The 25,638-nt window shown below is 58.4% G+C and carries 23 protein-coding genes; 12 read left to right on the forward strand and 11 right to left on the reverse strand.

What is annotated here, in order from left to right; genetic code table 11:
• Positions 1-52 precede the first annotated feature (52 nt).
• On the forward strand, positions 53-943 hold the full coding sequence (locus tag RLW41_RS05405) for a dienelactone hydrolase family protein (protein ID WP_414463819.1): 891 nt from the start codon (positions 53-55) through the stop codon (positions 941-943).
• A 12-nt stretch (positions 944-955) separates the two neighbouring features.
• On the opposite strand, the gene RLW41_RS05410 is transcribed toward RLW41_RS05405, so the two are convergent.
• Together RLW41_RS05410 and RLW41_RS05415 are read right to left on the reverse strand one after the other, a co-directional pair.
• Positions 956-1,264: a hypothetical protein gene (locus RLW41_RS05410; RefSeq protein WP_414463820.1), complete on the reverse strand. Its 309-nt coding sequence runs from the start codon at positions 1,262-1,264 to the stop codon at positions 956-958.
• A 215-nt stretch (positions 1,265-1,479) separates the two neighbouring features.
• On the reverse strand, positions 1,480-2,514 hold the full coding sequence (locus tag RLW41_RS05415) for a hypothetical protein (RefSeq protein WP_414463821.1): 1,035 nt from the start codon (positions 2,512-2,514) through the stop codon (positions 1,480-1,482).
• 281 nt (positions 2,515-2,795) lie between these two features.
• Here RLW41_RS05415 and cydD point away from each other — a divergent pair, with 281 nt between their 5' ends.
• The 5 genes from cydD to cydX all read left to right on the forward strand — a co-directional run bounded on the left by cydD (position 2,796) and on the right by cydX (position 9,171).
• Entirely contained in the window at positions 2,796-4,505 is a 1,710-nt protein-coding gene (gene cydD / locus RLW41_RS05420; RefSeq protein ID WP_414463822.1) for a thiol reductant ABC exporter subunit CydD, read from the forward strand.
• Positions 4,502-6,190, forward strand: a complete 1,689-nt coding sequence (cydC, locus tag RLW41_RS05425) for a thiol reductant ABC exporter subunit CydC (RefSeq protein WP_414463823.1) — start codon at positions 4,502-4,504, stop codon at positions 6,188-6,190. The genes cydD and cydC overlap by 4 nt, the downstream gene beginning before the upstream one ends.
• Before the next feature lie 73 nt (positions 6,191-6,263).
• The gene (locus RLW41_RS05430) at positions 6,264-7,841 is read left to right on the forward strand and encodes a cytochrome ubiquinol oxidase subunit I (protein ID WP_414463824.1); all 1,578 of its coding nucleotides are present in this window, start codon (positions 6,264-6,266) and stop codon (positions 7,839-7,841) included.
• A 4-nt stretch (positions 7,842-7,845) separates the two neighbouring features.
• Complete coding sequence (gene cydB / locus RLW41_RS05435; RefSeq protein WP_414463825.1) at positions 7,846-9,003, forward strand: cytochrome d ubiquinol oxidase subunit II; 1,158 nt, start codon at positions 7,846-7,848, stop codon at positions 9,001-9,003.
• A gap of 24 nt (positions 9,004-9,027) precedes the next feature.
• On the forward strand, positions 9,028-9,171 hold the full coding sequence (cydX, locus tag RLW41_RS05440; protein WP_081741001.1) for a cytochrome bd-I oxidase subunit CydX: 144 nt from the start codon (positions 9,028-9,030) through the stop codon (positions 9,169-9,171).
• On the opposite strand, the gene RLW41_RS05445 is transcribed toward cydX, so the two are convergent.
• The 6 genes from RLW41_RS05445 to efeU all read right to left on the reverse strand — a co-directional run bounded on the left by RLW41_RS05445 (position 9,159) and on the right by efeU (position 17,207).
• Positions 9,159-10,250, reverse strand: a complete 1,092-nt coding sequence (locus RLW41_RS05445; RefSeq protein WP_414463826.1) for a TonB family protein — start codon at positions 10,248-10,250, stop codon at positions 9,159-9,161. The genes cydX and RLW41_RS05445 overlap by 13 nt on opposite strands.
• Positions 10,251-10,356: 106 nt before the next feature.
• The gene (locus RLW41_RS05450) at positions 10,357-12,660 is read right to left on the reverse strand and encodes a TonB-dependent receptor domain-containing protein (protein WP_414463827.1); all 2,304 of its coding nucleotides are present in this window, start codon (positions 12,658-12,660) and stop codon (positions 10,357-10,359) included.
• Positions 12,661-12,978: 318 nt separating this feature from the next.
• Entirely contained in the window at positions 12,979-13,800 is an 822-nt protein-coding gene (efeO, locus tag RLW41_RS05455; protein ID WP_414463828.1) for an iron uptake system protein EfeO, read from the reverse strand.
• A 39-nt stretch (positions 13,801-13,839) separates the two neighbouring features.
• A complete protein-coding gene (gene efeB / locus RLW41_RS05460; RefSeq protein WP_414463829.1) occupies positions 13,840-15,171 on the reverse strand; it encodes an iron uptake transporter deferrochelatase/peroxidase subunit in 1,332 nt (443 codons plus the stop codon).
• Positions 15,161-16,363, reverse strand: coding sequence for an iron uptake system protein EfeO (efeO, locus tag RLW41_RS05465; protein WP_409560923.1), 1,203 nt, complete (start codon positions 16,361-16,363; stop codon positions 15,161-15,163). The genes efeB and efeO (RLW41_RS05465) overlap by 11 nt, the downstream gene beginning before the upstream one ends.
• On the reverse strand, positions 16,350-17,207 hold the full coding sequence (gene efeU / locus RLW41_RS05470; protein ID WP_414463830.1) for an iron uptake transporter permease EfeU: 858 nt from the start codon (positions 17,205-17,207) through the stop codon (positions 16,350-16,352). The genes efeO (RLW41_RS05465) and efeU overlap by 14 nt, the downstream gene beginning before the upstream one ends.
• Positions 17,208-17,601: 394 nt before the next feature.
• On the opposite strand from efeU, the gene RLW41_RS05475 reads away from it, so the two are divergent.
• Genes RLW41_RS05475 through RLW41_RS05490 form a run of 4 tightly spaced genes read left to right on the forward strand, consistent with a single transcriptional unit; the run spans position 17,602 to position 20,259 of the window.
• Complete coding sequence (locus RLW41_RS05475; protein ID WP_414463831.1) at positions 17,602-17,727, forward strand: hypothetical protein; 126 nt, start codon at positions 17,602-17,604, stop codon at positions 17,725-17,727.
• Positions 17,724-18,476, forward strand: coding sequence for a metal ABC transporter ATP-binding protein (locus RLW41_RS05480; RefSeq protein WP_414463832.1), 753 nt, complete (start codon positions 17,724-17,726; stop codon positions 18,474-18,476). The genes RLW41_RS05475 and RLW41_RS05480 overlap by 4 nt, the downstream gene beginning before the upstream one ends.
• Complete coding sequence (locus tag RLW41_RS05485) at positions 18,473-19,345, forward strand: metal ABC transporter permease (protein ID WP_414463833.1); 873 nt, start codon at positions 18,473-18,475, stop codon at positions 19,343-19,345. The genes RLW41_RS05480 and RLW41_RS05485 overlap by 4 nt, the downstream gene beginning before the upstream one ends.
• Positions 19,346-19,359: 14 nt before the next feature.
• On the forward strand, positions 19,360-20,259 hold the full coding sequence (locus RLW41_RS05490; RefSeq protein WP_409560927.1) for a metal ABC transporter solute-binding protein, Zn/Mn family: 900 nt from the start codon (positions 19,360-19,362) through the stop codon (positions 20,257-20,259).
• 61 nt (positions 20,260-20,320) lie between these two features.
• On the opposite strand, the gene RLW41_RS05495 is transcribed toward RLW41_RS05490, so the two are convergent.
• Positions 20,321-20,830 (reverse strand): hypothetical protein, encoded by a 510-nt coding sequence (locus RLW41_RS05495; protein ID WP_024276349.1) that lies wholly within the window; start codon positions 20,828-20,830, stop codon positions 20,321-20,323.
• A 161-nt stretch (positions 20,831-20,991) separates the two neighbouring features.
• On the opposite strand from RLW41_RS05495, the gene RLW41_RS05500 reads away from it, so the two are divergent.
• The gene (locus RLW41_RS05500; protein ID WP_414463834.1) at positions 20,992-22,179 is read left to right on the forward strand and encodes a nickel/cobalt transporter; all 1,188 of its coding nucleotides are present in this window, start codon (positions 20,992-20,994) and stop codon (positions 22,177-22,179) included.
• Between the two features lie 92 nt (positions 22,180-22,271).
• Entirely contained in the window at positions 22,272-23,201 is a 930-nt protein-coding gene (locus tag RLW41_RS05505; protein WP_414463835.1) for an ankyrin repeat domain-containing protein, read from the forward strand.
• A gap of 15 nt (positions 23,202-23,216) precedes the next feature.
• Here the strand turns inward: RLW41_RS05505 and RLW41_RS05510 are convergent, their stop codons facing one another.
• On the reverse strand, positions 23,217-23,816 hold the full coding sequence (locus tag RLW41_RS05510) for a c-type cytochrome (RefSeq protein WP_414463836.1): 600 nt from the start codon (positions 23,814-23,816) through the stop codon (positions 23,217-23,219).
• An 80-nt stretch (positions 23,817-23,896) separates the two neighbouring features.
• Entirely contained in the window at positions 23,897-25,615 is a 1,719-nt protein-coding gene (locus tag RLW41_RS05515; protein ID WP_414463837.1) for a pyrroloquinoline quinone-dependent dehydrogenase, read from the reverse strand.
• Positions 25,616-25,638: the final 23 nt, after the last annotated feature.

Genomic DNA, 25,638 nt, shown 5'->3' on the forward strand with positions numbered 1-25,638 from the left:
ATCATCGCGACACCGAGCCATCGGGCCGTCGCATCTCGATAGGGAGGCCATTATGCGCGCCAGCGATCATCTTGCATCCGACCTAATCGGGCTCATCCGGCGCGCGAAGCTCTCCCGCCGCCGCTTCATGACAACGTCGGCCGCCGCTGCCGCCGGTTACACGCTCGCAGCCGGCCCGGTCAGCGCTGCCGCGATTGTCACTGACACCGAAGGGCTCGACGCCGGAGCCGCAACGATCGAAACAGCGGACGGTGCGATGCCGGCATATTTCGCCAAACCTGCTGGCGTTGCCAATCCGCCTGTCATTCTGGTCGCGATGGAAGTCTTCGGTCTGCACGAATACATCAAGGATGTCGTCCGTCGGTTGGCGAAGCTCGGCGCATTCGCGGTCGCACCCGACTATTATTTCAGGTTGGGGGATCTCGCGAAAATCAGCGACATCCAGGCTCTGATCCCGCTCGTCAATTCAAAGCCCGACGCGCAGCTCATTTCCGATCTCGACGCAACGGTCCGCTGGGCGAAGAGCCAAGGCGGCGATACTTCGCGCCTCGGCATTGCCGGATTCTGCCGCGGCGGACGAACGGTCTGGGTCTATTGCGCGACGAACCCGAACGTCAAAGCCGGGGTTGCTTTCTATGGCTCACTTGTCGATCCTGCCGCGCAAAAAGCGATCTGGCCGAAAAGTCCAATCAAACTTGCGTCGGAAATGAAAGCCCCTGTCCTCGGGCTTTACGGCGGCGCCGACCAGGGTATTCCGCATGAGCAAGTCGAAACCATGAAGGCCGCGCTTTCTGCTGCCGGAAAAACGGCTGAGTTCAAGATCTATCCCGGCGCACCACATGGCTTTCATGCCGATTACCGCCCAAGCTATACGCCCGATGCCGCCAAGGACGCATGGAAACAGATGACGTCCTGGTTCAAGCGTTGGGCTGTTCTGGACTGACGCCATCGCAGTTCAACGCGATGCTTCCGTTTCGCATACTTTGAGCTGCTCGCGCGCTTGGTCGATGCCGGTAAGATCTGCTGAGTACTCGCTACCGTCTATGCCGATCGACAGCGGCTGTGCTGGAAGCCTGTTAATGGTATTCCACGTCTGCTCGCTCTCGCCTTCCGTCGTTGCGAAAGCGGGACCCGCAGGCGTAACGAATAAATCTCCAAATGTCGTACCCTGATCGGAGAACGTCATCTTGCCCCCACGGCTCGGCGGCTGCTTTTCATCTACCAATGTGATGAGCGTCACGGGACCGCTTTTGACAATCGACAAACCAAAGGGTCGGCCCTCCTTGAAGGCTTTTCCGGTCGCGCACACGCGAGCCCCATCGGTGTGTTGCCGCAGCTCTGTCAACCATCCTGCATCTGTGCGCCAGGATTTGATCACTTGACTGGTGTCCGCTAGAGCGATCTGCGGAATAATCGTCCAAGCGGAACAAATCAAAGCGTAGCTGAAACGATGCATCACACCCATTTATGGTTCCTCGCCTACCGAATTGCCTGAGTTCCGGTGCTACGTCGGCGAAATCCAACATAGCCGCCGTCAGCGTCGTAGAGAAAATCGAAGCCGTTTAAGAAATGGAAACTCGTGTTCAGAAACGTGCGATCCGGCGATAATCTCAGGTGAACTTTTTCGGGAGTAAGCGGATGACCATCATCAATCTTGAAACTGTAAAGCGGTAGAGAGGATTGTCCGCGCGAAACCGCGACGGCAACCTGATCCCCGGGCTGAAGCTTTGCTTGGGACGACTGCCACGGTGGCAACGTCATAAATGCCGAACCAACCCCGCTATCCACTAAAAGGGTTCCGCAAGCCGGCGGCGTCTTCCCATTAATCGAGATGCAAGCCGGTATCGGCGACCAATCGGTATCTTCGTTGTTGCGGTCGAGCTTTACATACTCGAAATGGCCGCTTGTATTGACGGCCGACAAACCAACGTAGACGCCCCTGGCCGTCAAAACATACCCATGCCGTTGCCTGGAATTGTTCGAGACGACATGCAGAAACGGGTTCTTGTCTGGCGTACTTTGACTTTGCCTGTCTCCCTCGCGCGCAAAGCCAATACCGATCATTGCAATTCGGCTGACATCTTCGTTTGGATCGCAATCTCTTGCCCGCGGCAAGCAATCAACGCGCTCAACGGCAAGCACCGGCATCGCTTCCACTTGAACGGCGCTATCGCGGCCTCCCACGATCGTAAATGCGGTGCGAACCCAATGGCCTCGCATGACGCGGCCCGAGCTGGTGTAGGTCAATTGGCCTTCTGAAATTCTCGGTAGCTGATCGATGTTTGGTATCGAAGTCGCGCCAACGACCACACCTGTAGATCCGGTGTCCAACGTGGCTCTATGGAAGCGCTCTCCAAACGAAATACCCAGTGACGGCGAACGGCGGAGTTCTCCATCGTTTGCGTTCAAAAACGGGAGAAATGCGGCTTGCGCATAAGCGCTAAAATTCGGTTCCTGGGCTGATGCCGCCGATATCATCGAGAGTATCACGGGTGCAATTGCAAAGGTGCGCACGCTCGTTAGACGCATTTTCTAAATCGTTCTTCTTTTCCGACTGATCTCTTATGACGCTAGCAGACTGTTTGAACTGGCGCGTCAATCAGCGATGTAAATTTTAGCTCAATTGCGATCGTGCGACGAGGACCGCTTTCATTGGCGGCTCCAGAAGAGATATTCTCGTCGATAAAGGTTTTTTTGAATGTAAAATCTGGTAGCCAAGTTTTGATATTAGTCAATTATCGTCGCCTGATTGCACTCTATTGATCGAGATACTTTTCCGGGGAAAGACCAAAGGAATGGCGTCAGAAGCCGCCGTCGCTGGAGAAAACGCGCGTCAATCGGCGCAGCCGGCACGCTTAAAGACGACCGTCCATGGAAAAAGCGCGGCGCTGCAGATTGCGGCCTCGCTGCTGTGGGTACCTCAGGCCGCCCTTATTGCCATGACCATTGGCGACGTGGCGAACGGAGACGCATCAACCAGCAGTGCGTGGGCAGCTTTCGGAGTTCTCGCGATAGGAATTCTAAGAGCCGTACTCGATAGCCTTGGAAGCCGCATGGCCTTTCGTGCGGGGCGCAGCGTAGCGAGCCGACTGAGGCAACAGGCCGTCACTGCGCTCGCCGAACGTTCACCACTCGATATCGAACGTCCTGAAGCTGGCAAAGCTGCGAGCGTTATTGCCGAGCAAGCCGAGATGATCGTGCCTTACGTTGCGCGCTTCGAGGTTGCCAAGCTGCGCGCCGTAGTCGTGCCCATCGTGCTTTTTGCTGTCGTCCTGTGGCTGTCGTGGGCGGCTGCCATCGTGCTGCTGTTCGCGGCGCCACTCATTCCGGTTTTCATGGCATTGATCGGCTGGCGCGCGCAGGAAGCGAGCGAAGCGCAACTCGCGAAGACAGGCGACATGAATGCCTTCCTTCTCGACAGGTTGCGTGGCATCACTACGATCCGCTCGCTTGGAGCAGTCGACGCGACGGCGAAACGGCTTCGCACCAATGCCGAAGACTTGCGCACACGGACGATGGCCGTGCTGCGCATCGCCTTTCTGTCTTCAGCCGTGCTTGAACTGTTTGCGGCGCTCGGCGTGGCGATGGTTGCCGTTTACATCGGCTTCTATCTTCTCGGGCAGCTGAGCTTCGGCACGTGGGGTGTGCATCTCGGCTTGAGCGGAGGCTTGTCCATTCTGCTTCTGGCGCCGGCGTTCTTCGAGCCGCTTCGCGAGCTGTCCGCCGTCTGGCACGATCGCGCTGCAGGGCGCGCCGCGATCGACGAACTTAACCGACTGTCGACATCCGGGCGTACGATCCCTGGTTCGATCACCCATTCGAAAGCCGCGGTGGCAGATCTGACCAGCGCTCCCGCCATTAGGATCGACAAACTGTCATTTCGGTACGGCGACAACGATGGATTGGTCTTCGATCGCTTCGACTTGTCCATCGCACCGGGGGAACATGTGGCGCTGCTCGGTCCGAGCGGCACCGGAAAGTCGACACTCCTCGCGCTGATAGCGGGCCTCGCGCGTCCGGCAGCAGGAACAATATTGATCGACGGCCAAAGTCTTACCGACAATACCGCCGCAAACCTGCGCTTCGGTATGACCTGGATCGGTCAGCGGCCGCACATCTTCGCCGGAACGCTGGCAAGCAACGTCGCGCTTGGCCGGAATATCGATAGGGCGCGCATCGCCGACGCATTGAAATTCGCAAAGCTCGGCGCGCTCGCCGTCGCGCGGGGCGCACATGCCATCGGCGAGAACGGCGTCGGCCTTTCCGGCGGCGAAGCTCTCCGGCTCGCCATTGCCAGGATCGCCGCTCGCCCTAATGCCGGGATTGTCCTTGCCGACGAGCCGACGGCGCATCTCGACGCCGAAACAGCAAACGACATAGTGGACAGCCTGATCGCACTTAGTCGCGGCAAGACAATGATCATCGCGACACATGATCTGACATTGGCGCGGCGCATGGATCGCATCGTGCGCTTGGGTAACCGGCCGCTGGAGAGAGCGGCATGAGCAGAGTTTCGCGGGACCTAGCGCCTATACTTTCGCTTTTCTGGCGTGGACCGCGTGGCAAGCTTCTGTTCGGCTTGGGCCTCAGCGCTGCAACCACATTATGCGGTCTGGCGCTGCTTGGTCTTTCAGGCTGGTTCATCACGGCAACGGCGATTGCTGGACTGAGTGCAGCGACCGCTTTGGCCTTCGACGTCTTTTCGCCGTCTGCCGGCATCCGGTTCTTCGCATTGGCGCGGACGGTCAGCCGATATGGCGAACGCCTCGTTACGCACGACGCGACGCTCAGCATTTTGGCGGAACTTCGCGAACGGCTCTTTCGCGGCTCAGCGGCCATGCGGGAGGCGGAAAAGTTGCGTATGCGCCCCGCGGCGCTCTTGTTTCGTCTAACGCACGATATCGATGCGCTCGACTCCCTTTATCTACGCGTGGTCGTTCCGGCCGCCGCTGCCATCGCCGCCGCATTGGCCATCGGCTTGTGCTTCGGCGCGATACTCCCTGCCGCCGGCATTGGTTTTGGGGCGTTTCTCGTCATTGCCGGGCTCGGCATTCCGCTGATCGCTGCGCGGGTTGCCGAACGCCCCGCACAACGGCGCGTTCTTGCGCTTGAAGCACTACGATCTCGCGTTATCGATTTGGTCTCGGGGCAAACCGACCTTGTCATGTCCGGGCGGATTGAAGCACAGCGCCGTGCCATCGCCGAGGCGGATCGGAAACTCTCAGATGCCGACAGCGAGCTTAATTTTGCGGAGGTCGCGTCCGGTGCAGCGCTTGGCATCGTCAGCGCCACTCTCATCGCCTCGGCGCTTTTTGTCACGCTTTTTCTTGCCCGGCATGCCGAAATCGGTGCGCCCATAATGGCGCTCGCTGTCCTTGTCACGATCGCGGCGCTTGAGCCCTTCTCCGCCTTGCGTCGGGGTGCCATCGAGCTTGGACGGACCTGCGTTGCCGCGCGCCGTGTCGCAGTTCGCCTCAAGCCGCCTGCTCATGCTTCTGTGGCATCGCCACCGTCAGGCACTGCATGCGTGCTGGATGCGGTCTCGGTCCATTACGGGCATGGGGACCGGCCTGCGATCCAAAATATCACCCTATCACTCCGGGTTGGCGAACGCGTTGCTCTGATCGGGAGCAGCGGATCTGGAAAATCGACTTTGATATTCGTCATAGCGGGCGAACTTGCTCCCGATCATGGTTCGGTTCGAAGTGTCCCTTCGACGCTTCTCACACAACGCACCGAACTTTTCACCGATACCCTTCGCGACAATCTTCGACTTGCGAATGCCACCGCCGATGATGATTGCCTGAGACGCGCCATGATGTCCGCCGGACTAAAGCCTTATCTCGACGCCCTTCCGAACGGTCTCGACACGCGCCTAGGCGAGGACGGTCTCGGGCTTTCGGGTGGCGAGGGCCGCCGCTTGGCGTTGGCGCGGCTTTTTCTTCGGAAAACACCACTTTGGCTTTTGGACGAACCGACCGAAGGCCTTGATGACGCGACAGCACGTGACGTCCTTGGGCGGCTGTCGGCAAACGCGGTGCAATGCACACTGCTCATTGCGACGCATATCCGCAGGGAAGCAGAAATCGCCGATCGTCTTATTGCAATGAAGGACGGGCGGGTGATCGGTCAAGCGTCGCGCGGAGATTCTCAATTCGAAGCCCTGCTCTCGACCCTGAGACAGGACTGACGACAATTGTTCCGGCGGCGTTTCTTCAGCGCCGTCATTTCGGAAGGAGGCCGACCGGGAGTCGGGAAAGCAGATGGAACTTGACATAGTGGCGCTCTCGCGCCTGCAATTTGCGACGACGGCGCTTTATCACTTCTTGTTCGTCCCGTTGACGCTTGGACTTTCGATCATCGTCGCGATCATGGAGACGGTCTATGTGATGACCGGTCGCCATATCTGGCGACAGATGACGAAATTCTGGGGCACGCTGTTCGGCATCAACTTCGTGGTCGGCGTTGCGACCGGCCTTGTCATGGAATTCCAGTTCGGAATGAACTGGAGCTATTACAGCCATTACGTCGGCGATATCTTCGGCGCGCCTCTCGCGATCGAGGGTCTGATGGCTTTCTTCCTGGAAGCAACATTCGTCGGTCTCTTCTTCTTCGGCTGGGATCGCATGTCGAAGGTCGGCCATCTCGTCGCGACATGGTGCGTCGCGGCCGGATCGAATTTCTCGGCGCTTTGGATTTTGATCGCAAACGGCTGGATGCAGAATCCCGTCGGCGCATCGTTCAATCCGCAGACGATGCGTATGGAAGTCACGAACTTCTTCGATGTCGTGTTCAATCCGGTGGCGCAGGCGAAATTCGTGCACACGGTTTCGGCCGGCTACGTTACGGCTTCCGTCTTCGTTCTCGGTGTCTCCGCTTGGTACCTATACAATCGTCGCCATGTCGCGCTCGCCAAGCGATCCATGACGGTCGCTGCTTCGTTCGGCCTAGCGGCGGCGCTTTCAGTCGTCGTGCTTGGCGATGAAAGCGGCTACCTGTCGAGCGAACATCAGAAAATGAAGCTCGCAGCCATCGAGGCGATGTGGGAAACGGAACCTGCGCCCGCAGCCTTTACACTGTTTGGCTTCCCCGACCAGCAAACCCGTGAGACGCACTACGCCGTCCGTGTCCCGTGGGTCATGGGCCTGATCGGCACCCGCTCACTGACGACGCAAATTCCGGGCATCGACGAACTCGTCAACAGCGCCAAAACGCGGATCCGCAACGGCATCCTGGCATACGATGCACTTCAGCAAATACGTGCAGCTGGAGATCCGTCCACGATTCCTCCGGCGGCGCGCGACGCACTTGAGAAGAATGGCAACGATCTGGGTTATGCGCTTCTGCTGAAGCGTTATGTCGATGATCCTCGCAAAGCGACCGATGCGCAGATCGAACAAGCCGCCATTGATACGATACCGAGCGTGCCGACCTTGTTCTGGGCGTTCCGCATTATGGTCGGCTTGGGCTTCTTCTTCATCGTTTTGATGGCGACGTTCTTCTACCTGTCGGCGCGCAGGCGGCTTGACCATTATCCCTGGCTGCTTCGCATCGCGACCTTCGCCATTCCGCTGCCGTGGATCGCGGCGGAACTCGGATGGGTCGTTGCCGAGTTCGGGCGGCAACCGTGGATCATCGAGGGCATTCTCCCGACCGCCGCCGCCGTTTCGAGCCTCGGTGCATTCACCGTACTCCTAACGCTTCTCGGTTTTATTGCGCTCTACTCGGTTCTCTTCATCGTCGAGATGAGCCTCATGGTTCGTGCGGTTCGCGCCGGTCCCCAACCCGACGACAATCCGGAAGCCATTCTTGTTTCTCCCAATCTCGTCGCTGCGGAGTAGATCAATGATCCTGCATCAGTTCATAGATTACGACACGCTCCGTATCATTTGGTGGCTGCTGCTCGGCATTCTGCTGATCGGTTTTGCCGTCATGGACGGTTTCGACCTCGGTGCCGCGGCTCTGTTGCCGTTCGTTGCCAAAACAGACGTCGAACGCCGTGTGGTGATCAACAGCATCGGACCGACTTGGGAAGGTAATCAGGTCTGGCTGATCCTCGGAGGCGGCGCAATCTTCGCCGCTTGGCCGCCGCTCTACGCGGTTTCGTTCTCCGGCTTCTATCTTGCGATGTTCGCCATTCTGTTCGCGTTGATCTTGCGGCCGGTCGGGTTCAAGTACCGCTCGAAACTCGAAGGTACCAGATGGCGCGAAACGTGGGATTGGGCGCTGTTTGTCGGCGGTGCCGTTCCGGCGTTGATCTTCGGCGTCGCGGTCGGCAATGTCCTGCGCGGCGTGCCGTTCCACTTCAACAGCGATCTTCGGATCTTCTATGACGGCACGACGCTGTTCGAGCTTCTCAATCCGTTCGCCCTGCTCTGCGGATTGGTCTCCGTCGCCATGCTCGTAATGCACGGGGCCGGGTGGATCATATTAAAGTCAGAGGGTCCGGTCGCTGACCGTGCCCGCAGCTTTGGAAGCGTCGCCGCACTTGCGACCATCGCACTCTTCGTTATCGCCGGTGTCGTGCTGTGGCTCGGAATCGATGGTTATCAGATCACGAGCACGGTCAACCCGGTAGGACCGTCTAACCCGCTGGCAAAAACTGTCGCCAAAGCGTCGGGTGCGTGGTTCACTAACTATGGCTCGTATCCGCTGACGATCCTAGCACCCGTACTCGGAATAATCGGCGCCGGCGCTACCTACGTCTTCATGAACACCCGACGGGAAATCGCGACGATTTTGGCGTCGTCACTCTCCATCGCCGGAATCATTACGACGGTTGGCGTTTCGATATTCCCATTTCTTCTGCCGTCTTCCATCGACCCGCGGTCGAGCTTGACGGTTTGGGATGCATCGTCGAGCCACCTGACGCTCTTCATCATGCTCGTCTGCGCGGTGATCTTCGTGCCGATTATCATCGCATACACGACGTGGGTCTATCACGTGATGTGGGGAAAAGTTGACGAGAAGGCGATCCGTGACGGCCACGGCCACGCTTACTAAGCCACTAGAAAGGAGAGAACTATCATGTGGTATTTCGCTTGGCTTCTCGGCCTTCCGCTGGCAGCCGCTTTCGCCGTCCTCAACGCCATGTGGTACGAGCTGATGGAAGATTCAGCCGCTGCTCGTGCGCAGACGGCGCCGGCCAAAGGATCGGCTCAGCGGAAATAAAACGGAATGACGTAGGCGAGCTGCGTTGGCGTCAAATCCGCCGGCGGCTCGCCGAACGGCGCCGATTTACGAATAACAGTCAGCGCGGCGGCATCGAGCGTCGCGCTGCCTGAAGACTCCGAAATCTTGAGATATCGAATGCCGCCGTCGGCGGCGATACCGAATGAAACGCGGACCGTGCCGCGGACGCCAATGCTTGTTGGCTTATTGCGTGCAAGTTGTGCGCGGACACGCGCACCATAGCTCAAGGCATTTCCCCGGCTCGCCGAAACCCGGCCACTTACCGAAGCTTGAGATGCATTAGAACGCGACGTGGAACTGCCAGCCACCTGAGCATGCGACTCCTGCTGCGGGGTCTTCTTTTCTTTTTCGACTTCCTTTTTCTTTTCTGCCTTCGCGGGGCTGTCTTCCTTCGTTTCGACCGCCTCCGGCATTTCCGTGACCTCGGTTTCAGCGATCTGATGGGCCTTGATCTCGCTTACCGCTTGCTCGATACCCCCACCGCGAATAACCGGCAGCGGATCGTCCGTCGGCGTCAGCGCGGCCGGAGTGACGTCGGCAACATCAATCGGCTTCGGCGGCGGTTCATCTGAGAGCGGATCGTTCTCTAACTCCGCAAGCTCTTGCGGTTTCGATTCCGCAGCTCGGATGCTCCCGGCCTGAGACGCCGCTGCAGAGGCTGATGCCATCTGCACGCTTTCCGTCGAGATCGACTCGAGAACGACCGACTGCTCCATTGAGAGGCTGAAGGTGTCGGTGTTATCGGAAAGCGTGCCGAATTGCTCGCCAGATTTTCCCATAAACATCGAGGCAATGACTCCACCGTGCAATGCAACCGAAATTGCGATGGCTACAAAGAGAAGCTTTTGGGAAGCATTCTTTGCGGTGTCCAATGGCGTTTCGATCTTGAACGGCGGAAGCACAACCGCTCGTCCGGCGATGTTTGCCGCCCGATTGAGCGCCTTGGGAAAGTCGAACGCGACGATATTGGATCCGGCCGACGCATCGAGCGCGCGGCCCCCGGGCGTTCGCGAACGTTCATCGCGGCGCGGGTGGTCATTGCGTTCGATGAGCGTCACGTTCGCTCGCCTCCGGTTTACAACAAACTGGCTTTTGTCATGATGGCGTCGGCGAATTCCTCCGCCGACGCTCGAACTTCTTCTCCGTGCGATCACGCGCTGTGGTCTAGAACCTCGCCTTTGTCGTGAGCAGGAACGTGCGGCCACGACCTGTTTCGACCGGCGCATCGCCAGTGGCAGGAGCGCTGAGGGCGGGCGTGTAGGCGACGTCCGTGAGATTTGTCACGTTGAGAGAGACGTCGATGTCGTCGGTGACCTTGTAGCTCGAGAAGAGATCGTAGGTCGTATAGCCCTCGTAAGTCAGGACGCCGTCGGAACCGACATTCACATCAGCCTTCTGACTGTCGGAAACGATATTCGCTCTTGCACCGACCGTCAGACGCTCAGCAAAGAAGCGAAGGCCACCGGTGACGGTCGCAAGATCGCCAGGCAGGTAGCTGTGCAGTCCCAGGCCATCCATCTGCGATGGAAGCGTCGTATGGTTATGGCTGTAGCTCAGGCCCCCGAAGAGGTAACCCGCGTCGTACGTGCCTTGCAGTTCGACACCTTCGACTTTCGAAGTGCCCTGGTTGTTTATGAACGTGCAGATAATTCCGAAGTCGTCGCACGCGGCCGTAATGTAGTTGTCCACGTCCATCGTGTAGTAATCGCCTTTGAAGCGAAACTGATCGCCGGAATGGAAGATATTGTTAATCTTTGAATTGAAGCCAAACTCCCAGCCCTTCTGTGATTCAGGCTGAAGAAGAGGATTTGGCAAAAAGTTGGGCTCGAAGACACTGCCTGGATGCGTGCCGTCGAGAAGCGTTTCCGAGATGGTTGGAGCGCGGAACGAATTCGACCAGGTCACATATGGCTGGAACCATTCGACCGGCTTTGCGGCAAGCGTCAACTTCGGACTGAAACCACCGTCGCTTTTGTCGACCGAATACGGTCCGAGCGAAAGACCATTGGGCAGCGCGGGCGTGTATCCGGGTGGCAGGTAGGGAAGCAAGTATGGCGGAATATGGGGCTCCGTCACGTCGCCGTGGCCGTTCAAGTTATAGTCGTCGTAGCGCAGACCAACGATAAAATCGAAGATGCTTTTTGAGAAAGTCGTTTCAGAAAACGCGCCACGGATCGTTGATTTACCGGACGGATTGACACCACCACCGGCGCTCGGATCTAGAGCGTTTGAGGCGTCAACTTTGTCATGAAAGTATTCGTAGCCGTAGTTCGATTTGACGTGGATACCACCAAGATCGAATAGCGATGTATTCTGCAGGGTGAAACCTAGGCCAAGATCATTGATCTTACGGCCTTCGGCAGCAGAGGCGCCATCGATGCCGCTCCCGTACTTCATCGTCAGGTCGCTGCCAGAGAAATTGGCGCGAAAATGCACGAGGTCATTGCCGATGGGGTCGTAGGAATACTGGGCAGTGTAGATCTTCGAATCGATATTCTGATTGTAGGAATTTGCGGTGAAGTCGTTGTTGTAGAGCACTGTACCAAACGACAACCGCTGTTCCGGATCGATCTGGATGTGGACTTTTGCCAAACCAGAGATCAGGTCTTGATCTGTGTAGGGCACGCGTTGCCCCAAGCCATTATCGTAATCGTCCTGATCGTGCTTGCTGATGGCGCCGATGACGCTGATCGCCCCGCTGCGGATGGCTCCCGCACCCATCTCCGAAAAGCCGACGCCATTACTTCCCCACGAGGAAAGTACCGTCGCGCCGTAGTTGCTCCCCGGCTTCAGCACATCATCGACATCAAGTGTGCGCATGTCCGCTGTGCCGGCGAGAGCACCCGCACCGCCAGCTGTCGAAACCGAGCCGCGCTGCACCTCAATGCTCGCCAGAAGCAATGGATCGACATAGGCAAAACCCGATGCCGTATGGCCAGTGAATCTGAAATTCTGGCGCACACCGTCGATCGTCATATTCACGCGGCCTTCGCCTTCGAAGCCGCGGATATTGACTGCGATGCCGGGATTGTTCGGATCGTCGCCGGTCGAGACCCCGGGCATCGAACGAAACACATCTTGAAGATTGGTCTGCCCGAATGTCTGAATTTCGCTTTGCCCCGCGACGCTCACACCAGCCGGCGTGCTATAGGGCGAGTCAATCAATCCGGCTTGATTGCCTCCTTCGCTCGCCGTCGGCGGAGGCGTTGCCGAATTAGCAGTCTCCTGGACTGGAGCAGCCTGTGGCTTCTTTTTCGGAGCGCTGCTTTTCTTCGCTTGCGCGGATTGAACGTCGATGCCCGGCAGCGGTGTTTCTTGTGCGAATGCAGTTCCGGCCAACGTCAGCGCTGCGGCCGACACGGTCAGCGCCAAGGCCGCCTTGCCAAAGCTTTTGCAAGCGGGAACCGGATGCAATCCCAACGCGATCAAACGCGCTTTACTCGAATCATCAACGCCGCGCACAGCCATCCTATCGACCCCCGTTATTCCGTGTTGATACGGGGCTGGCTGGCTAGGCGCTTAAGCGCACAATGGCGGGCTTGCCTCCTCTTTGCGAAACCCTCCCCCGGAGGTGATCGCAATGAAGATCCCGACGTTTGCCGGGTATACGATGAGAATATGAAAGTCTACATTATTAGTCAACAATAAGACGCCGTTTAGTTGTGTCTTTTCAGCGACAAATATGCCGCGTTTCGCAGAAATGAATGCAATTACGGCCCCGGTCGCAAATCCGCACGAGGCGAACGTCAACCGAGGCCGTAGTCAGATCAAAGCGACCGGCGCTTCTCAGTTCAAACCGAGCTTGCCGCGAAGCGTTGAAAGTTCGGTCGCCAGAGCGTTGACCTTGGCTGACAGAACCTTGCGGTCTTCGTCCGACAGCTTGTCGTACAGCTCGTAGCCGTCGGCCGTCTTGTACTTCGCCAGCGTGTCGTCAACGACCTTGAAGTCACCGTCGACCTTCTTCACGAAGTCGGGGTGATCCTTATCGATGAGGGACCGGACAAGATCGTAGATCTTCTTCGAGCCGTCGAAGTTCGCTTTGAAGTCCCACAGGTCGGTATGGCTGTAGCGATCTTCTTCGCCCGAAATCTTGGTCGCGGCTACCTCTTCCATCAGGGCTGCAGCACCGCCGACAACGGTCTCCGGCGGGAACGTCAGATTCTCGATGCGGTGATTGAGATCTTTGACGTCAGCAAGAAGCTGATCGGCATAAGGGGCGACGTCCTTCGTGCTTTTCTGTTCCCAAAGGCCGTATTCGATGCGGTGGAAGCCCGAAAATTTCGGATCTTTTTCCTTGGCCTCGAAGTCATCGGCGCGAGCGTCGATCGTGTGATCGAGATCGGAGAAGAGTTCGGCGATCGGTTCGATCGTTTCATAGTCCATGCGCGTCGGCGCGTAGAGCGCCTTGGCTTTGGCTATGTCGCCAGCCTTGACGGCCTCGGTGAACTTCGTCGTGTTTTCGAGAAGTTTCTCTGTATGATCGGCCACAAAGCTCTTGTACGCGGCGAGCGGCTCAACGAGTTTTGAATCGTCGTCTTCGGCATATGCCAAGCCAGCATATCCAAACGCCGCTGCGAGCGCGGTCGCAGCCAACAAGTGTCGTTTCATCGGTCGTCCCTCCGGTGCTTAGTTGGGTAAGGGGGTTTTCTAGGAACGTGTCGACGGATCCGCCGTCGCGGCCTCGGCCAACTTTCGGCCCAGATAGTCGCCAGCTTCCCGCGCCCCTGGAAGAACGAAGAAATAACCGCCACCGATTGGCTTGATGTATTCCTCTAACGGCTCGCCATCGAGCCGCGACTGCACGGCAATGAACCCCTTTTCGAGGTCTGATTGGTAGGCAATGAACAGCAGCCCCTGGTCGAGCTGGCCGTTCTTGGTGATGCCGTTCGAATAGTTGAACGGCCGGCGTAATATAAGGTTCTTTCGCGCTTCGGAAGTTCGTGGATTGGCAAGCCGGATGTGCGCATCAAGGCGCGTGATTTTTCCATCCGGATCTTTCGTGTAATTGGGGACGTCGATCTCCTTGACGCCATCCATCGGCGCACCGGACATCTTCTTGCGACCGAAGATGCGCTGCTGCTCGCCAAGTGGGGTGCGATCCCAGCGTTCCACGAAGTTACGGATGATGCGGACGGCTTGATATGTCCCGCCGACAGCCCACGCAGGCTCGTCGTGACCTTGGCCGACCCAGACGATCTCGTCCATCATCGGCTTGTCATTGGAATTCGGGTTGGCCGAGCCGTCCCGGAAACCCAAGAAGTTGCGCGCGCTCGGCACTGAGCCGTCAGCTTCGGGCAGTACGGTTGGAACGCTGCCTTCCTGCTTCCAGCGCGGTACGAGGTATTCGGGCATGTTTTTCAGAATGTCGCGCAGCGCATGAATGTTCGTATCGGCCGTGTTCGAGCAGAACTGCAGTGAGAGATCGCCGTGGCACAGCTCAGCGTCGAGAGCGTCATTCTTGAATTGCGTCATCTGCTGGAGATGACGCGGCTTCAGTCGTCTGAGCCAGGGGCGCGTCTCGAACATTGAGTTGCCTAGGCCGACCGTAATCGTCAAATTGTCGGGCTGAATTTCAGGACCAAGAATGCCTGAATCGGCCGGCGGCAGTTTGGGGTCTAATTCCGGTGGGGTGCCGCCTTGTGTCAGGAACACGATGCGTTCGGTCAGCTTACGCATCATTTTCTCGAAGTCGGCCGGGGTATCGGCGATGACGTCGAGTGAAACCAACATGCCATTGGCCGGCCGCGGCGTAACCACGCCAGCCTGGTGGAGGCCGTAGAACGGAACTCTCTGCTCGACGTCTGTGCGATGGCTTTCGGGCGCGTCCGTCACCTGCTTGTCGTTCGCGCGTGCTTCCTGAACGGCGAGGCCCGATGTCAACGCGCCGCCAGCTGCAACGCCGAGACCAAGCAGAATTTTCCGGCGGTCGGTGCTTACGGATCCGTGCCGATCAGCCGGTTTTTTTTGATCATGTACCATTGGAATTCATCCCAATAGCGGACGGTAATTCGTTGAGTGCGTCCGCGAGGTTTGTGAAAGCCGCCGTCAGCTCCTTGCGTTGACTCGGGCTGGCAGACGTCGAAGAGGCCGTCGCGGCGTCGCTCTTCTGTTTGGCGACTTCGTCTTTCGTGGCGGTCAAAGTAGCGTCGATCTTGTGAGCGAGGTCCGGATTGACCGGCTTCACAACCGGCCGAAGCAAACCGACGATCTTGTCGATGCCATCAAGGTTGGCTTCGAGATCGGTCATGTCGGTTTCGGCAATGCTGTCGTTTTTCGCGGGCAGGCGATCACGCGATAGCTGCGTGGTGAAATTGCCGGCGCTATCGATGAGAATGCCCGGCGTCATTTTCATCGCCTTCAGACGCTCATTGAGCGTCGTCAGATCGGCGACGAGACGGTCGGCAATGGGGCTAAGACCATCCAGGCTTTTCGTGACGAAGAGCCCACGTTCGATGCGATGATATCCGACGAATGCCGGATCGTTCTCGCGCTTCTCGAAATAGTCCGCGACCGGGTCGATCGCATTCTGCAAATCCGCAAAGCGATGCACGACCGGTTCGATGCGCTTATAGGGCTGCCGCGCTATGATATAGAGAGCCTGGGCTTTGGCGAGATCACCGGCCTTGATGCCGTCGGCAAGTTCCTGGGCATCGCGCAATGCCGCCGAACTCTGACGGCCGAGATAAAATTTATATTCGCCCATCGGCCCAAGGAGCGCGCGCATCGTCGCCTTCGGAGGCTCGGCGTTCGCTTCCTGCGATGGGGTGACAAGCAAAGTCCCGCGCGGATTCGACAGTAACCCGCAGGTGACTTCGTAGGTGCCCGGGGCAAGGCGCACTTTCAGCGTCTGCTTGAAACCCGGCGCAATATTTTCCCGCTCTGCCAGGACCATCACGCCGTCAAGGACTTCCCATTCAACGGGACGTTCCGACTTGTTCGAAATCTCGAACGTCCGCTCGCCGGCGGGGACCGAAAGCGAATTGGGCTCACATGCTTTCGACGTCACGGCAACGGGCACGGCCGCGACGTTGTCATGACGGGTTTGCTTGGTCGCCGCGTAAAACGCAGCACCCGCGACGAGTACGAGAACCGTCGCCCCGGCAACGCCAAGATACATAATGCCGGACGATGGGGCTTTCGGCTTTCCTTGGCGGGTCTCAGGCGCGGACATTTTTATTGTTACCCTGGTATGCTTCGACTGAGACACTGCCCGGACGAACAGGCCGCAAATAGAGATAGAGAACGATGGCAAGGAACCCGAGGTAGACGATGACCTCGCCGACTGTCGGATTTTCCTGATAGCTGAAAACGCCAGAAAGAATGGTTCCAAGGACACTCGAGATCGGCAATACCGCGCTCATATCGTAGGCGGGCTGCTGCAGGCCGTTCCAAAGTCCGGCTTCATGCAAGGCGCCAACCGATGAAGAGAGGATGCCGGCGGCGACAAAAATGATGAAGACGCCAGTCCATTGGAAGAAGCGACGGAGATCGAGCCGAACGCCGCCGACATAGATGATCAAGCCGACGACAACAGCGGCCGCGATACCCGCAAGAGCGCCAAGCGGAGCTTCCAGGCCGTTGCTCTGCTGAAAGATCGCAAGCAGAAAAAAGATCGACTCGAGCCCTTCGCGAGCGACGGCGAAGAATACAAGACCGATGAGCCCCCACGTCCCGCCGTGCGACGAATGAAAGGCCGCTTCGACGGAATGCTGCAGCTCGCTCTTGATAGAGCGTGCGGCCTTGCGCATCCAGAACACCATCGAGATCAGCACCGCGACGGCAATGAAGCCAACGATCGCCTCGAACAGCTCTTGCGCCTTCTGGGGAAACTCGGCGCTGACGAACAGAAGCGCGGCGCCGGCGAAAAGAGAGAAGGCTACAGCCAGCAGCACACCCATCCACACCGCAGGCATCCATTCGGATCGCCCCGTCTGAGCGAGATAGGTTGCAACGATGCCGGTGATGAGCGCTGCTTCGATGCCTTCGCGAAGCATGATCAGAAACGGAGCGAGCACGCTCTCTTTCCCTTCACTTTTGGTCTCAGGGTATTGCCGCCTGAAATAGGAAACTTGACTTCTAAAATCAAGTTTCCATATGTCGCAATCGCCCTTGATCAAAATCAATTTTTCGCAATGTTTGCCGTGCGTGACGGGCGGCATAGGCCACTTGGCTAAGCCAGTGCCTTTCCTTTTCGTGTGAGCGGCACCACGCTCTCAAATCCCCACGACCTTATCGCGCGACGGCAGTTTCGCACGGCCGCACGCGCCTTGACCGGCGCCCTCTCCGTCATGCCGGCAACCGCGCCTCCTAATATCCTCCCAACCAAATCCGCGACCCACAATTCCGCCGTAGTCATTCCACATTAGATGTTATATTATACATTTTCTACTAGGCGGATAAATCACAACCATGTCGAACAGAGATCCATTCGAGCGCTCCTTGATGGCGCAGCCCGCTTACCGACGGCTGATCGGCGCGGGCGGCATCCTGGTTGTGCTGTGGATCGCAATTTTTTGGGCGGTGGCTCTTCCATGAGGCAACCATTGATCAAGCTTCGAGACGTGACGGTGGCCTATGCGCGTCACCCGGCGCTCCATCATGTATCGGGGACGTTCGACGAAGGCAGTATGACGGCGATAACCGGCCCTAACGGCGCGGGCAAGTCGACACTGTTAAAGGCGATCATGGGTGAGCTGCCTCTAGCGGAAGGCGCCATCGAGCGGCCTGGTCTTGCAGCATGCGATTTCGGGTATCTGCCGCAAGCCGCCGAGATCGACCGACAGTTTCCGATGTCTGTCGCCGATACGGTGATGCTCGGAGCCTGGCACCGAAGCGGCTCATTCCGACGCGTTGATTCCGGTGCGATGGAGAAAGCACGAAAAGCGTTGACGGCTGTTGGCTTGGACAGCTTTGGCGGCCGCATCATAGGCTCGCTCTCGGCAGGGCAGTTCCAGCGCGTGCTATTCGCGCGGCTATTGCTTCAGGATGCGAAGATCATCGTTCTCGATGAACCGTTTACGGCGATCGACGCACGCACCACGCGCGACCTCTTGGATATCGTCTGCCGCTGGCACAAGGAGGGACGGACGATCATCGCCGTCTTGCACGATTTCGATCAGGTCCGCGCCCACTTTCCCGACACTCTCCTTCTCGCCCGCGAGGCCATCGGGTGGGGGCCAACAAGTGTCGCGATGTCGTCGCGGAACCTGCTGCGCGCCCGAGCGATGGCGGAAAGCTGGGACGAAGGCGCTGAGGTTTGCGAGAAGGATACGGCCGCCGCATGAGCCTGCACGCCATCTTCATCTCGCCGTTCATCGATTATGGTTTCATGCGCCGCGCGCTCATTGCGTGCTTCGCCCTGGCGCTCGGCTCGGGGCCTGTCGGCGTGCTTTTAATGCTCAGGCGCATGAGCCTTGTCGGCGATGCCATGAGCCATGCGATCCTTCCCGGCGCGGCGGTCGGCTTCTTGATTGCCGGCGGTCTTTCTCTGCCGGCGATGGGTTTCGGCGGCCTGGTGGCAGGATTGAGCATTGCGCTTCTATCCGGCGTTATCAGCAGGACGACCTCGCTTCGTGAAGATGCGAGTTTCGCTAGTTTCTATCTGACATCGCTCGCGCTCGGCGTTTTGATCGTTTCGCTGCGAGGCTCGAACATCGACCTGCTGCATGTCTTGTTCGGGACGATCCTGGCGATCGACTCGAATGCGCTTTATCTCGTCGGCGGCATTGCCTCGCTGACAATCATTATCCTCGCGGTCGTATACCGGCCACTCGTCGCCGAATGCTTCGATCCCGGATTTCTGCGGGCCGTTGGGGGTCACGGCTCCCTCTTTCACTTTCTGTTTTTGCTGCTCGTCGTGATCAATCTGGTCGCGAGCTTCGAAGCGCTTGGAACGCTTATGGCCGTTGGTCTGATGATGCTCCCCGCGGCTGTCGCGCGTCTTTGGGCACAATCACTTCCAGCCATGTTCGCGGTCGCGGCGGGGACGGCGGTCGTCTCAGGCTATCTCGGTTTGGTCGCGTCGTTCCATTTCGCCGTGGCCTCCGGCCCCACGATCATCCTTACCGCAAGCTGCATCTATGGCGTCTCGCTCATTCTCAGCCCTTCGGGCATGGCGCGGCGTCTCTATTCGCGTCCTCACCTCAAAGCATAGACAGGAGATTGATCATGAGGGTTTCTAACCTCGTCCTCGGACTACTGGTGTCTTCCGGCGTCGCCGTCGGCTTCTCGGCGGCCGCGTCGGCAAAGACGCTGAATACCGTGGCCAGTTTTACGGTGCTCGCCGACGTCGTGAAGCAAGTCGGCGGCGACCACGTAAACGTGAAAAGCCTTGTCCCGCCGAATGGCGATCCACATGAATTCGAGCCTTCGCCTGACGATGCGAAATCTCTGAAAGAAGCGGACATCACTTTTATCAGCGGCGAAGGCCTCGAAGGCTGGTTCGAAAAGCTGGTGACGGCATCGGGCTACAATGGCAAGCCAATCGTTGTATCGAACGGCATCAAGACACGAACCATGGAAGAGGATGGCAAGACCGTCACCGATCCGCACGTCTGGAATAGCCCGGTCAACGTCAAGATCTGGGTCGTCAATATTGAGAAGGCGCTTGCCTCGGCCGACCCGGCCGACGCTGCCGACTTCAAGGCCAATGCCAAGGCCTATTCCAAGAAGCTCGATGCGTTGAATACGTACGCTAAATCGGTTCTTGAGACGGTGCCGAAGGATCGGCGCAAAATCCTAACCAGCCACGATGCATTCGGCTACTTCGGGCGGGAATACGGCGTGACGTTTCTTTCGCCTATTGGCCTCTCGACCGAAACTGAAGCATCTGCCGCCGACGTTGCCAAGCTGATCGATCAGATCAAGGCCGAGAAGGTCAAAACGTACTTCTTCGAAAACTCGAACGACTCGCGTTTGGTCAAGCAGATCGCGAAGGCCACGGGCGCGCAACCCGGCGGCGAGCTTTATGTCGAATCGTTGTCGAAGGCCGATGGCCCGGCGCCGACCTACGCGAAGATGTTTCACTACAACGTCGATCAGTTGTCGAAGGCCTTCGCGGGAACCTGAGCGGCAGCGAAAACCAACCTCCAACGATCAAGCGGCGAGCCTCAAAAGCTCGCCGCATTTTTTAGTGCACGTTGGAGTCGGTGTAGCAGGCGCGCATGGCTTCGCAGCGATGCGGACCGGCAAAGTGCATATTGTCGCCCTTAGCGGCGCTAATGAAGTCGCACACCTGATTCAATCCGTCTTCCGTTAGCCACCCTTCCCTGCGTCCGCGCTGCACGCCGAAACAGTCGGCGGTTTGCTCATCGGGTCCGCGGAACTGATGTCCGCACTCGTGCGAATAGATCCAGAGTTCGACTGGGCGCGGCAGCTTATCGAGCAAGTGCGTGTTGAGAATGATGAAGCCCGGATAGGCCGCACCATAATCGTCAAGCTTCTCGTCAATTACGGTCGGACGGTCGCCGCATTGGATGCGATATCCCTTGAGCCTGAGTTGGCCGACGGGGACGAGATACGCTGAGCCGTTTGTATAGCCGATGTATTCTTCAGCGGTGGGGCCCCCATCGGAAACGCCCGCCAACGCCAGGGCCGGCGCGATAACACAAAGACGCGCAAGAAGTTTCAATCGATTCATGTTGGCGATGGTCCATTCTCCGAAGGATTTGATTGCGGCCAATCCGACGCGCGCTGCGGCCGCCTCGGTCCGGTCATAATCATACGGTGTCTATCCAATAATATAACATACGCATCAAGCGGCCAAAGTTACATTCACGCATTGCAGTTTCGGGGGGTCCGATGGGACATTGGAAGAGCAGCCGCACGGCCAGCCGTCGGCTTGGCAAACGAGCCGCATGGGCCGCGGCCTGGGCTGCAGGAATTTTCACCATGGTCATGTCGCTCGGTTTGGCTGCGCACGCTAACGAGGCGCCCACAGGACCGAAATCCGCGTTCGGATTCGCTGGCGCGATGCAGGCGCAGCCTGTTCGCGAACCTTCGATGATTACGCAGGCCATGGACGCCGCGTGGTCCATCCTTCTCTTCGAACAGCATCGCTTTACTCAAAACATGACCGGCGCGGTGCGCAATCTGAAATCGACGACCAACGTCATGGCCGCAACCGGCGCTCTTGTTGTAGCGAGCTTCATTTATGGCATCCTTCATGCTGTCGGGCCGGGACACGGCAAGGCGGTCATCTCATCCTACATGCTGGCGGACAAGGAGACGCTACGGCGCGGCATATTCCTCGCGTTCCTATCGTCCCTGATCCAAGCGCTGTCCGCAATTACGCTGATCGGCGGACTGTACGTGGCGGCCCTGGCCACGGGACTGCAGACAAAATGGGCGGAGGCCTGGCTTGAAACGTTAAGCTGGGGCGCGGTGGCGTTGCTCGGGGCCTGGCTGATGTTCAAGCAGCTTTGGCCGATGTTTACGTCTCGGCGCCAGCCCGTTCGCGCCGATCAACTGTATGGCGACGATCACGAACATGGACACGATCACGGATGCAGTCATGATCACCACGGCCAAGCTGCGCCTGCGTCATGCGGACACGATCATTCACACGATCACTCTCATGGTTGCGGGCACGATCATGTCCATGACGAGCACTGCGGTCACGCCCATCTACCGGGTCCGGACGAGTTAAGAGGCAAGCTGTCGTGGAGCCGGGCGCTCGCCATTGCGTTCTCGATCGGCATGCGGCCGTGCACCGGAGCTTTGCTCGTTATCATCTTCGCTGCGACGCAGGGGATGATCTGGGCCGGCATTCTGGCGACATTCGCGATGGCGTTTGGCACAGCCTTAACCGTATCGGCATTGGCAGCGGTATCGGTCGGCTCGCGTAATCTTGCGATCATCCTGGCGGGCGCCGAAAGCCGATGGGGCGACTTCGTCGCGCGGAGCGCCAGCGTTGTCAGTTCGGCCGCGGTCTTCGTGCTCGGGACGGTATTCTTTTTCGCGTCGTTCCACGACGTCCGCCCGTTCTGATCGGCTACGAACTTCACGCCGCGTCGGACTTCCGTACCTATGGAAATCCTCGATTATCGGCATAGAATGACCGATAACGATGGAGCCGATGCTTGATTAATCCTGCTCGTATTTCGGCTGTTGCCCTTGTCGGCTCAGCGTTCTGCACGATCGCGGCGACGGACGCTGCCGCCGCGAAGATGCGCATCTGCCAAGAACAAGACCAGCATTACGAGGAGATCAAACCATCGGCCGGGCCACTGGAGATCAACGCCGCGCTGTCAGCTGCTGCCGATAAAGGGTGCGTGAAGCTCGCTCAGCGCCTTCTTGACGATGGCGCGTCACTGGGATCACGCGACCGCCAGGGCGCGATGCCGCTGTCTCACGCAGCGAAGGCCGGACACACCGACATTCTGGATCTGTTCATTGCGCACGGCGCCATTATCGATGCGCGCAATCTCGATGGATCGACCGCGTTGTTCCTGGCGGCGGAACAAGACAACCAACCGGCCGTCGAATCCCTCGTTGCACATGGTGCAGACGTCAATCTCGCAGGCCGCAGCGGACTGACGCCGTTGGAAGCCGCCGCCTACATGGGAAATGAAAATATCGCGACGCTGTTGCTCGCCAAGGGTGCCGATCCTAAGCGCACGGACGCGACAGGAAAGGGACCGATCTGCTACGCGGCCGCCCGCGGCTTCGCTAAAGTTGCGGGCATTCTGCTCGATCATTCCGTCGACGTGAACGCTCGCTACGGCAACGACCTGACGGCGTTGATGTGGGCGGCTGGGCACGAAGACGGCGCGGGAACGAGCGATGTCGCGGACGTGCTGGCGTTGCTTATCGCGCGCGGCGCGCATATCGACGACCGGGACAATCGCGGGCGGACAGCGCTGATGATCGCAGCTTCGCTTGGTCACGAGCGCGCTGTCGATGTGCTCCTCGCACACGGTGCGAGCCGGACATTGCGTGACAAGTCAGGAAAGACGGCAGCGGACCTCGCCTCAAACGACGAACTCAAAAAGAGGCTCGCGGCGAGTTGATGGAGGTGGGAGCGGCTACTGCCCGCCGCCGCCAATGACCGTCAAACTTGCAAGATACTGGGCGATTGGATCGAGATCGGCCGGCTGGGCTGCATTCATGAGATCCGACATGCCGGGATTGTTCGCCCGGCTGTGATCGCGAAAATCTGTCATCGTTTTGAGGAGATAAGCGGCCTGCTGACCGGCCAGCCGTGGCGTCGTGCTGTCACCCTGATACTGATCGAGATGGCACGACGTACAGCCGATGGAGCCAATCACAGTGAGCGCGTGCTTGGTGACGTCTTTGGAAGGCGACGGCTGTTGAATACTCGGCCACTTGAGCCCAGAGAAATGCGCGGCCAGCGCTTTCATGTCGTCTTTGCTCAATCCCTCAGCGATTGCCGACATCTGATCGTTCTTGCGCGCACCTCTCTTGAAGTCGCGAAGCTGGATATAGAGGTAGCCCTGGTTCTGGCCCCAGATGACGGGGGTCGTCTTTTGCTGCGGGATGCCGTTTTCGCCGTGACATCCTGCACAAAGCTGAATTTTGTCAGCGATCTCGTCGGCAAATGCCGAATGACTGCCGGTCGAGATTGCGGCAACGAGCAACCCCAATCCAATTACTGCTTGCCGCATATCGAAACTCCCGGTCTTCGACGAGCGATTAAAATAAAATCGGAAAGGAGCATGCGCGCTCCTTTCCGACGTCCACATCATCAGTTGAGCGTGAAGGCAATGATGTTATTGCCGCGCTTGAAGTCAATCTGCGTGTTTCCGCCTGCGCCGACGACAATGTATTCCTTGCCGTCGAGCGAATACGCCGATGGCGGAGCATTGACGCCTGCGCCGCACTGGAACGACCATAGGATCTTGCCGCTCTCGGCGTTGTAGGCGCGGAACCAGCCGTTGGCTTCGCCGGTGAAAACGAGATCGCCTGCGGTTGCAAGTGCCCCGCCCATCATCGGCTCAGGTGTTTTGACCTGCCATTTGATTTTGCCGGTGTTGTAGTTGACCGCAGTGACGTTTCCGAACGAAGCCTCGGTCGGAATGACCTTAAAGGCGCCGCCAAGCCACAGCTTTCCATCGGGATAGGGGCTCGACTGGACCTGATACGTCATCGGCTGGTGCAAGTTGACGGCATAGGTCAGAGCGAGCTTCGGGTTGACCGCCATAGGCGACCACTCAACGCCACCGTTTGCGCCAGGAAGCATGCGCGCACCTTCCGGTGTCGGCAAGGTCCACATGTTCTCCTGCGCGACCATCGGCTCAGAGAAGCGGATCAGGCTGCAATCCTTGCGGTTGTGAACATAGACAAAACCGGTCTTGCCGCCATGGATGACCCCCGGAACGACCTTGCCGTCCTTGTCCTTGACGTCGACCAAGATCGGCGGACTGACAGCGTCGAAGTCCCAAACGTCGTGCGGGATATACTGAAGGTGGCAGACGTATTTGCCGGTATCGAGATCGATCGATACGAGCGAGTCCGTGTAGAGATTGTCACCCGGACGCAGCGAACCGTCGAGGTCCGGCGACGGGTTGCCGACCACGAAGAACAAGCGATTGAGCTTGAGATCAACCGCCGGATTTTGCCAAACGCCGCCACCCAACGTCTTGTAGGGATCGCCAGTCTTGGCGAATTGAGCTTTCTCGGCTTCGATGTCGCGGTGCAGATCCTTGCCCGTGGCATCCTTCGTGGCCCAGACGCCGACCGTGTTTTCCGGCACGGTGTCGAAATTCCAAACCTGCTTGCCGGTTTTGGCATCATAAGCGCGGACGAAACCGCGGATGCCGTATTCGCCACCGTTGGTGCCGATGATGATCTTGCCGTTAACGGCTGTCGGCGCCATCGTTTCGCTATAGCCGTCTTCGGGATCGGCGATTTCCGTTTCCCAAACGAGGCTGCCGGTCTTGGCGTCGAGCGCGACGAGCTTGGCATCAAGCGTCGCGAGGTAAACCTTGTCGTCGTAAACCGCGACACCGCGATTGTTCGGGCCGCAGCAATACGTCGTGATCGGCCCCATCTTGTGCTTGTAGTGCCAGTATTGCTCGCCGGTCTTGGCGTTCAGCGCGTAGACATGATCGAACGATGTCGTCACGTACATCACGTCGCCGACGATGATAGGCGTCGTCTCTAGCGACTCTTTTACGTCCATCTGAAAGATCCACGCCGGACGAAGCTTTGCGACGTTGCCGGTATTGATCTGTTTGCCGAGGTAATACCGTGTCTGGTCGTAATTGCCGTTGGTGTGGAGAAACTGCTTGGTATCTTTCGCAGCGTTCGACAATTCTTCCTGCGTGACCGCTCGCGCAGGAGCTCCTTTGATCGCCTCTTTAGATTTGTGCTCGATTTCCTGAGCGCCGACGGGAGCAAATGCGAAAACCGCAAGCGACGCTGCGAGCGCCGCCGCGGTCGCGCGGCTTTTTATACCGACCATGTTGTCCTCGCTTACTTGAAGTT

Origin of the sequence: Hyphomicrobium sp. DY-1, from assembly GCF_047497105.1 — a bacterium.
Lineage (GTDB): Bacteria > Pseudomonadota > Alphaproteobacteria > Rhizobiales > Hyphomicrobiaceae > Hyphomicrobium_B.

Bases quoted from the DNA above. Each gene is read 5' to 3' on its own strand.
- efeO (WP_409560923.1), bottom strand. From the start codon at position 16,363: ATGTCCGCGCCTGAGACCCGCCAAGGAAAGCCGAAAGCCCCATCGTCC.
- RLW41_RS05490 (WP_409560927.1), top strand. From the start codon at position 19,360: ATGAGGGTTTCTAACCTCGTCCTCGGACTACTGGTGTCTTCCGGCGTC.
- RLW41_RS05405 (WP_414463819.1), top strand. From the start codon at position 53: ATGCGCGCCAGCGATCATCTTGCATCCGACCTAATCGGGCTCATCCGG.
- RLW41_RS05475 (WP_414463831.1), top strand. From the start codon at position 17,602: ATGTCGAACAGAGATCCATTCGAGCGCTCCTTGATGGCGCAGCCCGCT.
- efeO (WP_414463828.1), bottom strand. From the start codon at position 13,800: ATGAAACGACACTTGTTGGCTGCGACCGCGCTCGCAGCGGCGTTTGGA.
- RLW41_RS05480 (WP_414463832.1), top strand. From the start codon at position 17,724: ATGAGGCAACCATTGATCAAGCTTCGAGACGTGACGGTGGCCTATGCG.
- cydD (WP_414463822.1), top strand. From the start codon at position 2,796: ATGGCGTCAGAAGCCGCCGTCGCTGGAGAAAACGCGCGTCAATCGGCG.
- RLW41_RS05515 (WP_414463837.1), bottom strand. From the start codon at position 25,615: ATGGTCGGTATAAAAAGCCGCGCGACCGCGGCGGCGCTCGCAGCGTCG.
- RLW41_RS05450 (WP_414463827.1), bottom strand. From the start codon at position 12,660: ATGGCTGTGCGCGGCGTTGATGATTCGAGTAAAGCGCGTTTGATCGCG.
- RLW41_RS05495 (WP_024276349.1), bottom strand. From the start codon at position 20,830: ATGAATCGATTGAAACTTCTTGCGCGTCTTTGTGTTATCGCGCCGGCC.
- RLW41_RS05485 (WP_414463833.1), top strand. From the start codon at position 18,473: ATGAGCCTGCACGCCATCTTCATCTCGCCGTTCATCGATTATGGTTTC.
- RLW41_RS05430 (WP_414463824.1), top strand. From the start codon at position 6,264: ATGGAACTTGACATAGTGGCGCTCTCGCGCCTGCAATTTGCGACGACG.
- cydC (WP_414463823.1), top strand. From the start codon at position 4,502: ATGAGCAGAGTTTCGCGGGACCTAGCGCCTATACTTTCGCTTTTCTGG.
- cydX (WP_081741001.1), top strand. From the start codon at position 9,028: ATGTGGTATTTCGCTTGGCTTCTCGGCCTTCCGCTGGCAGCCGCTTTC.
- RLW41_RS05510 (WP_414463836.1), bottom strand. From the start codon at position 23,816: ATGCGGCAAGCAGTAATTGGATTGGGGTTGCTCGTTGCCGCAATCTCG.
- efeB (WP_414463829.1), bottom strand. From the start codon at position 15,171: ATGGTACATGATCAAAAAAAACCGGCTGATCGGCACGGATCCGTAAGC.
- RLW41_RS05500 (WP_414463834.1), top strand. From the start codon at position 20,992: ATGGGACATTGGAAGAGCAGCCGCACGGCCAGCCGTCGGCTTGGCAAA.
- cydB (WP_414463825.1), top strand. From the start codon at position 7,846: ATGATCCTGCATCAGTTCATAGATTACGACACGCTCCGTATCATTTGG.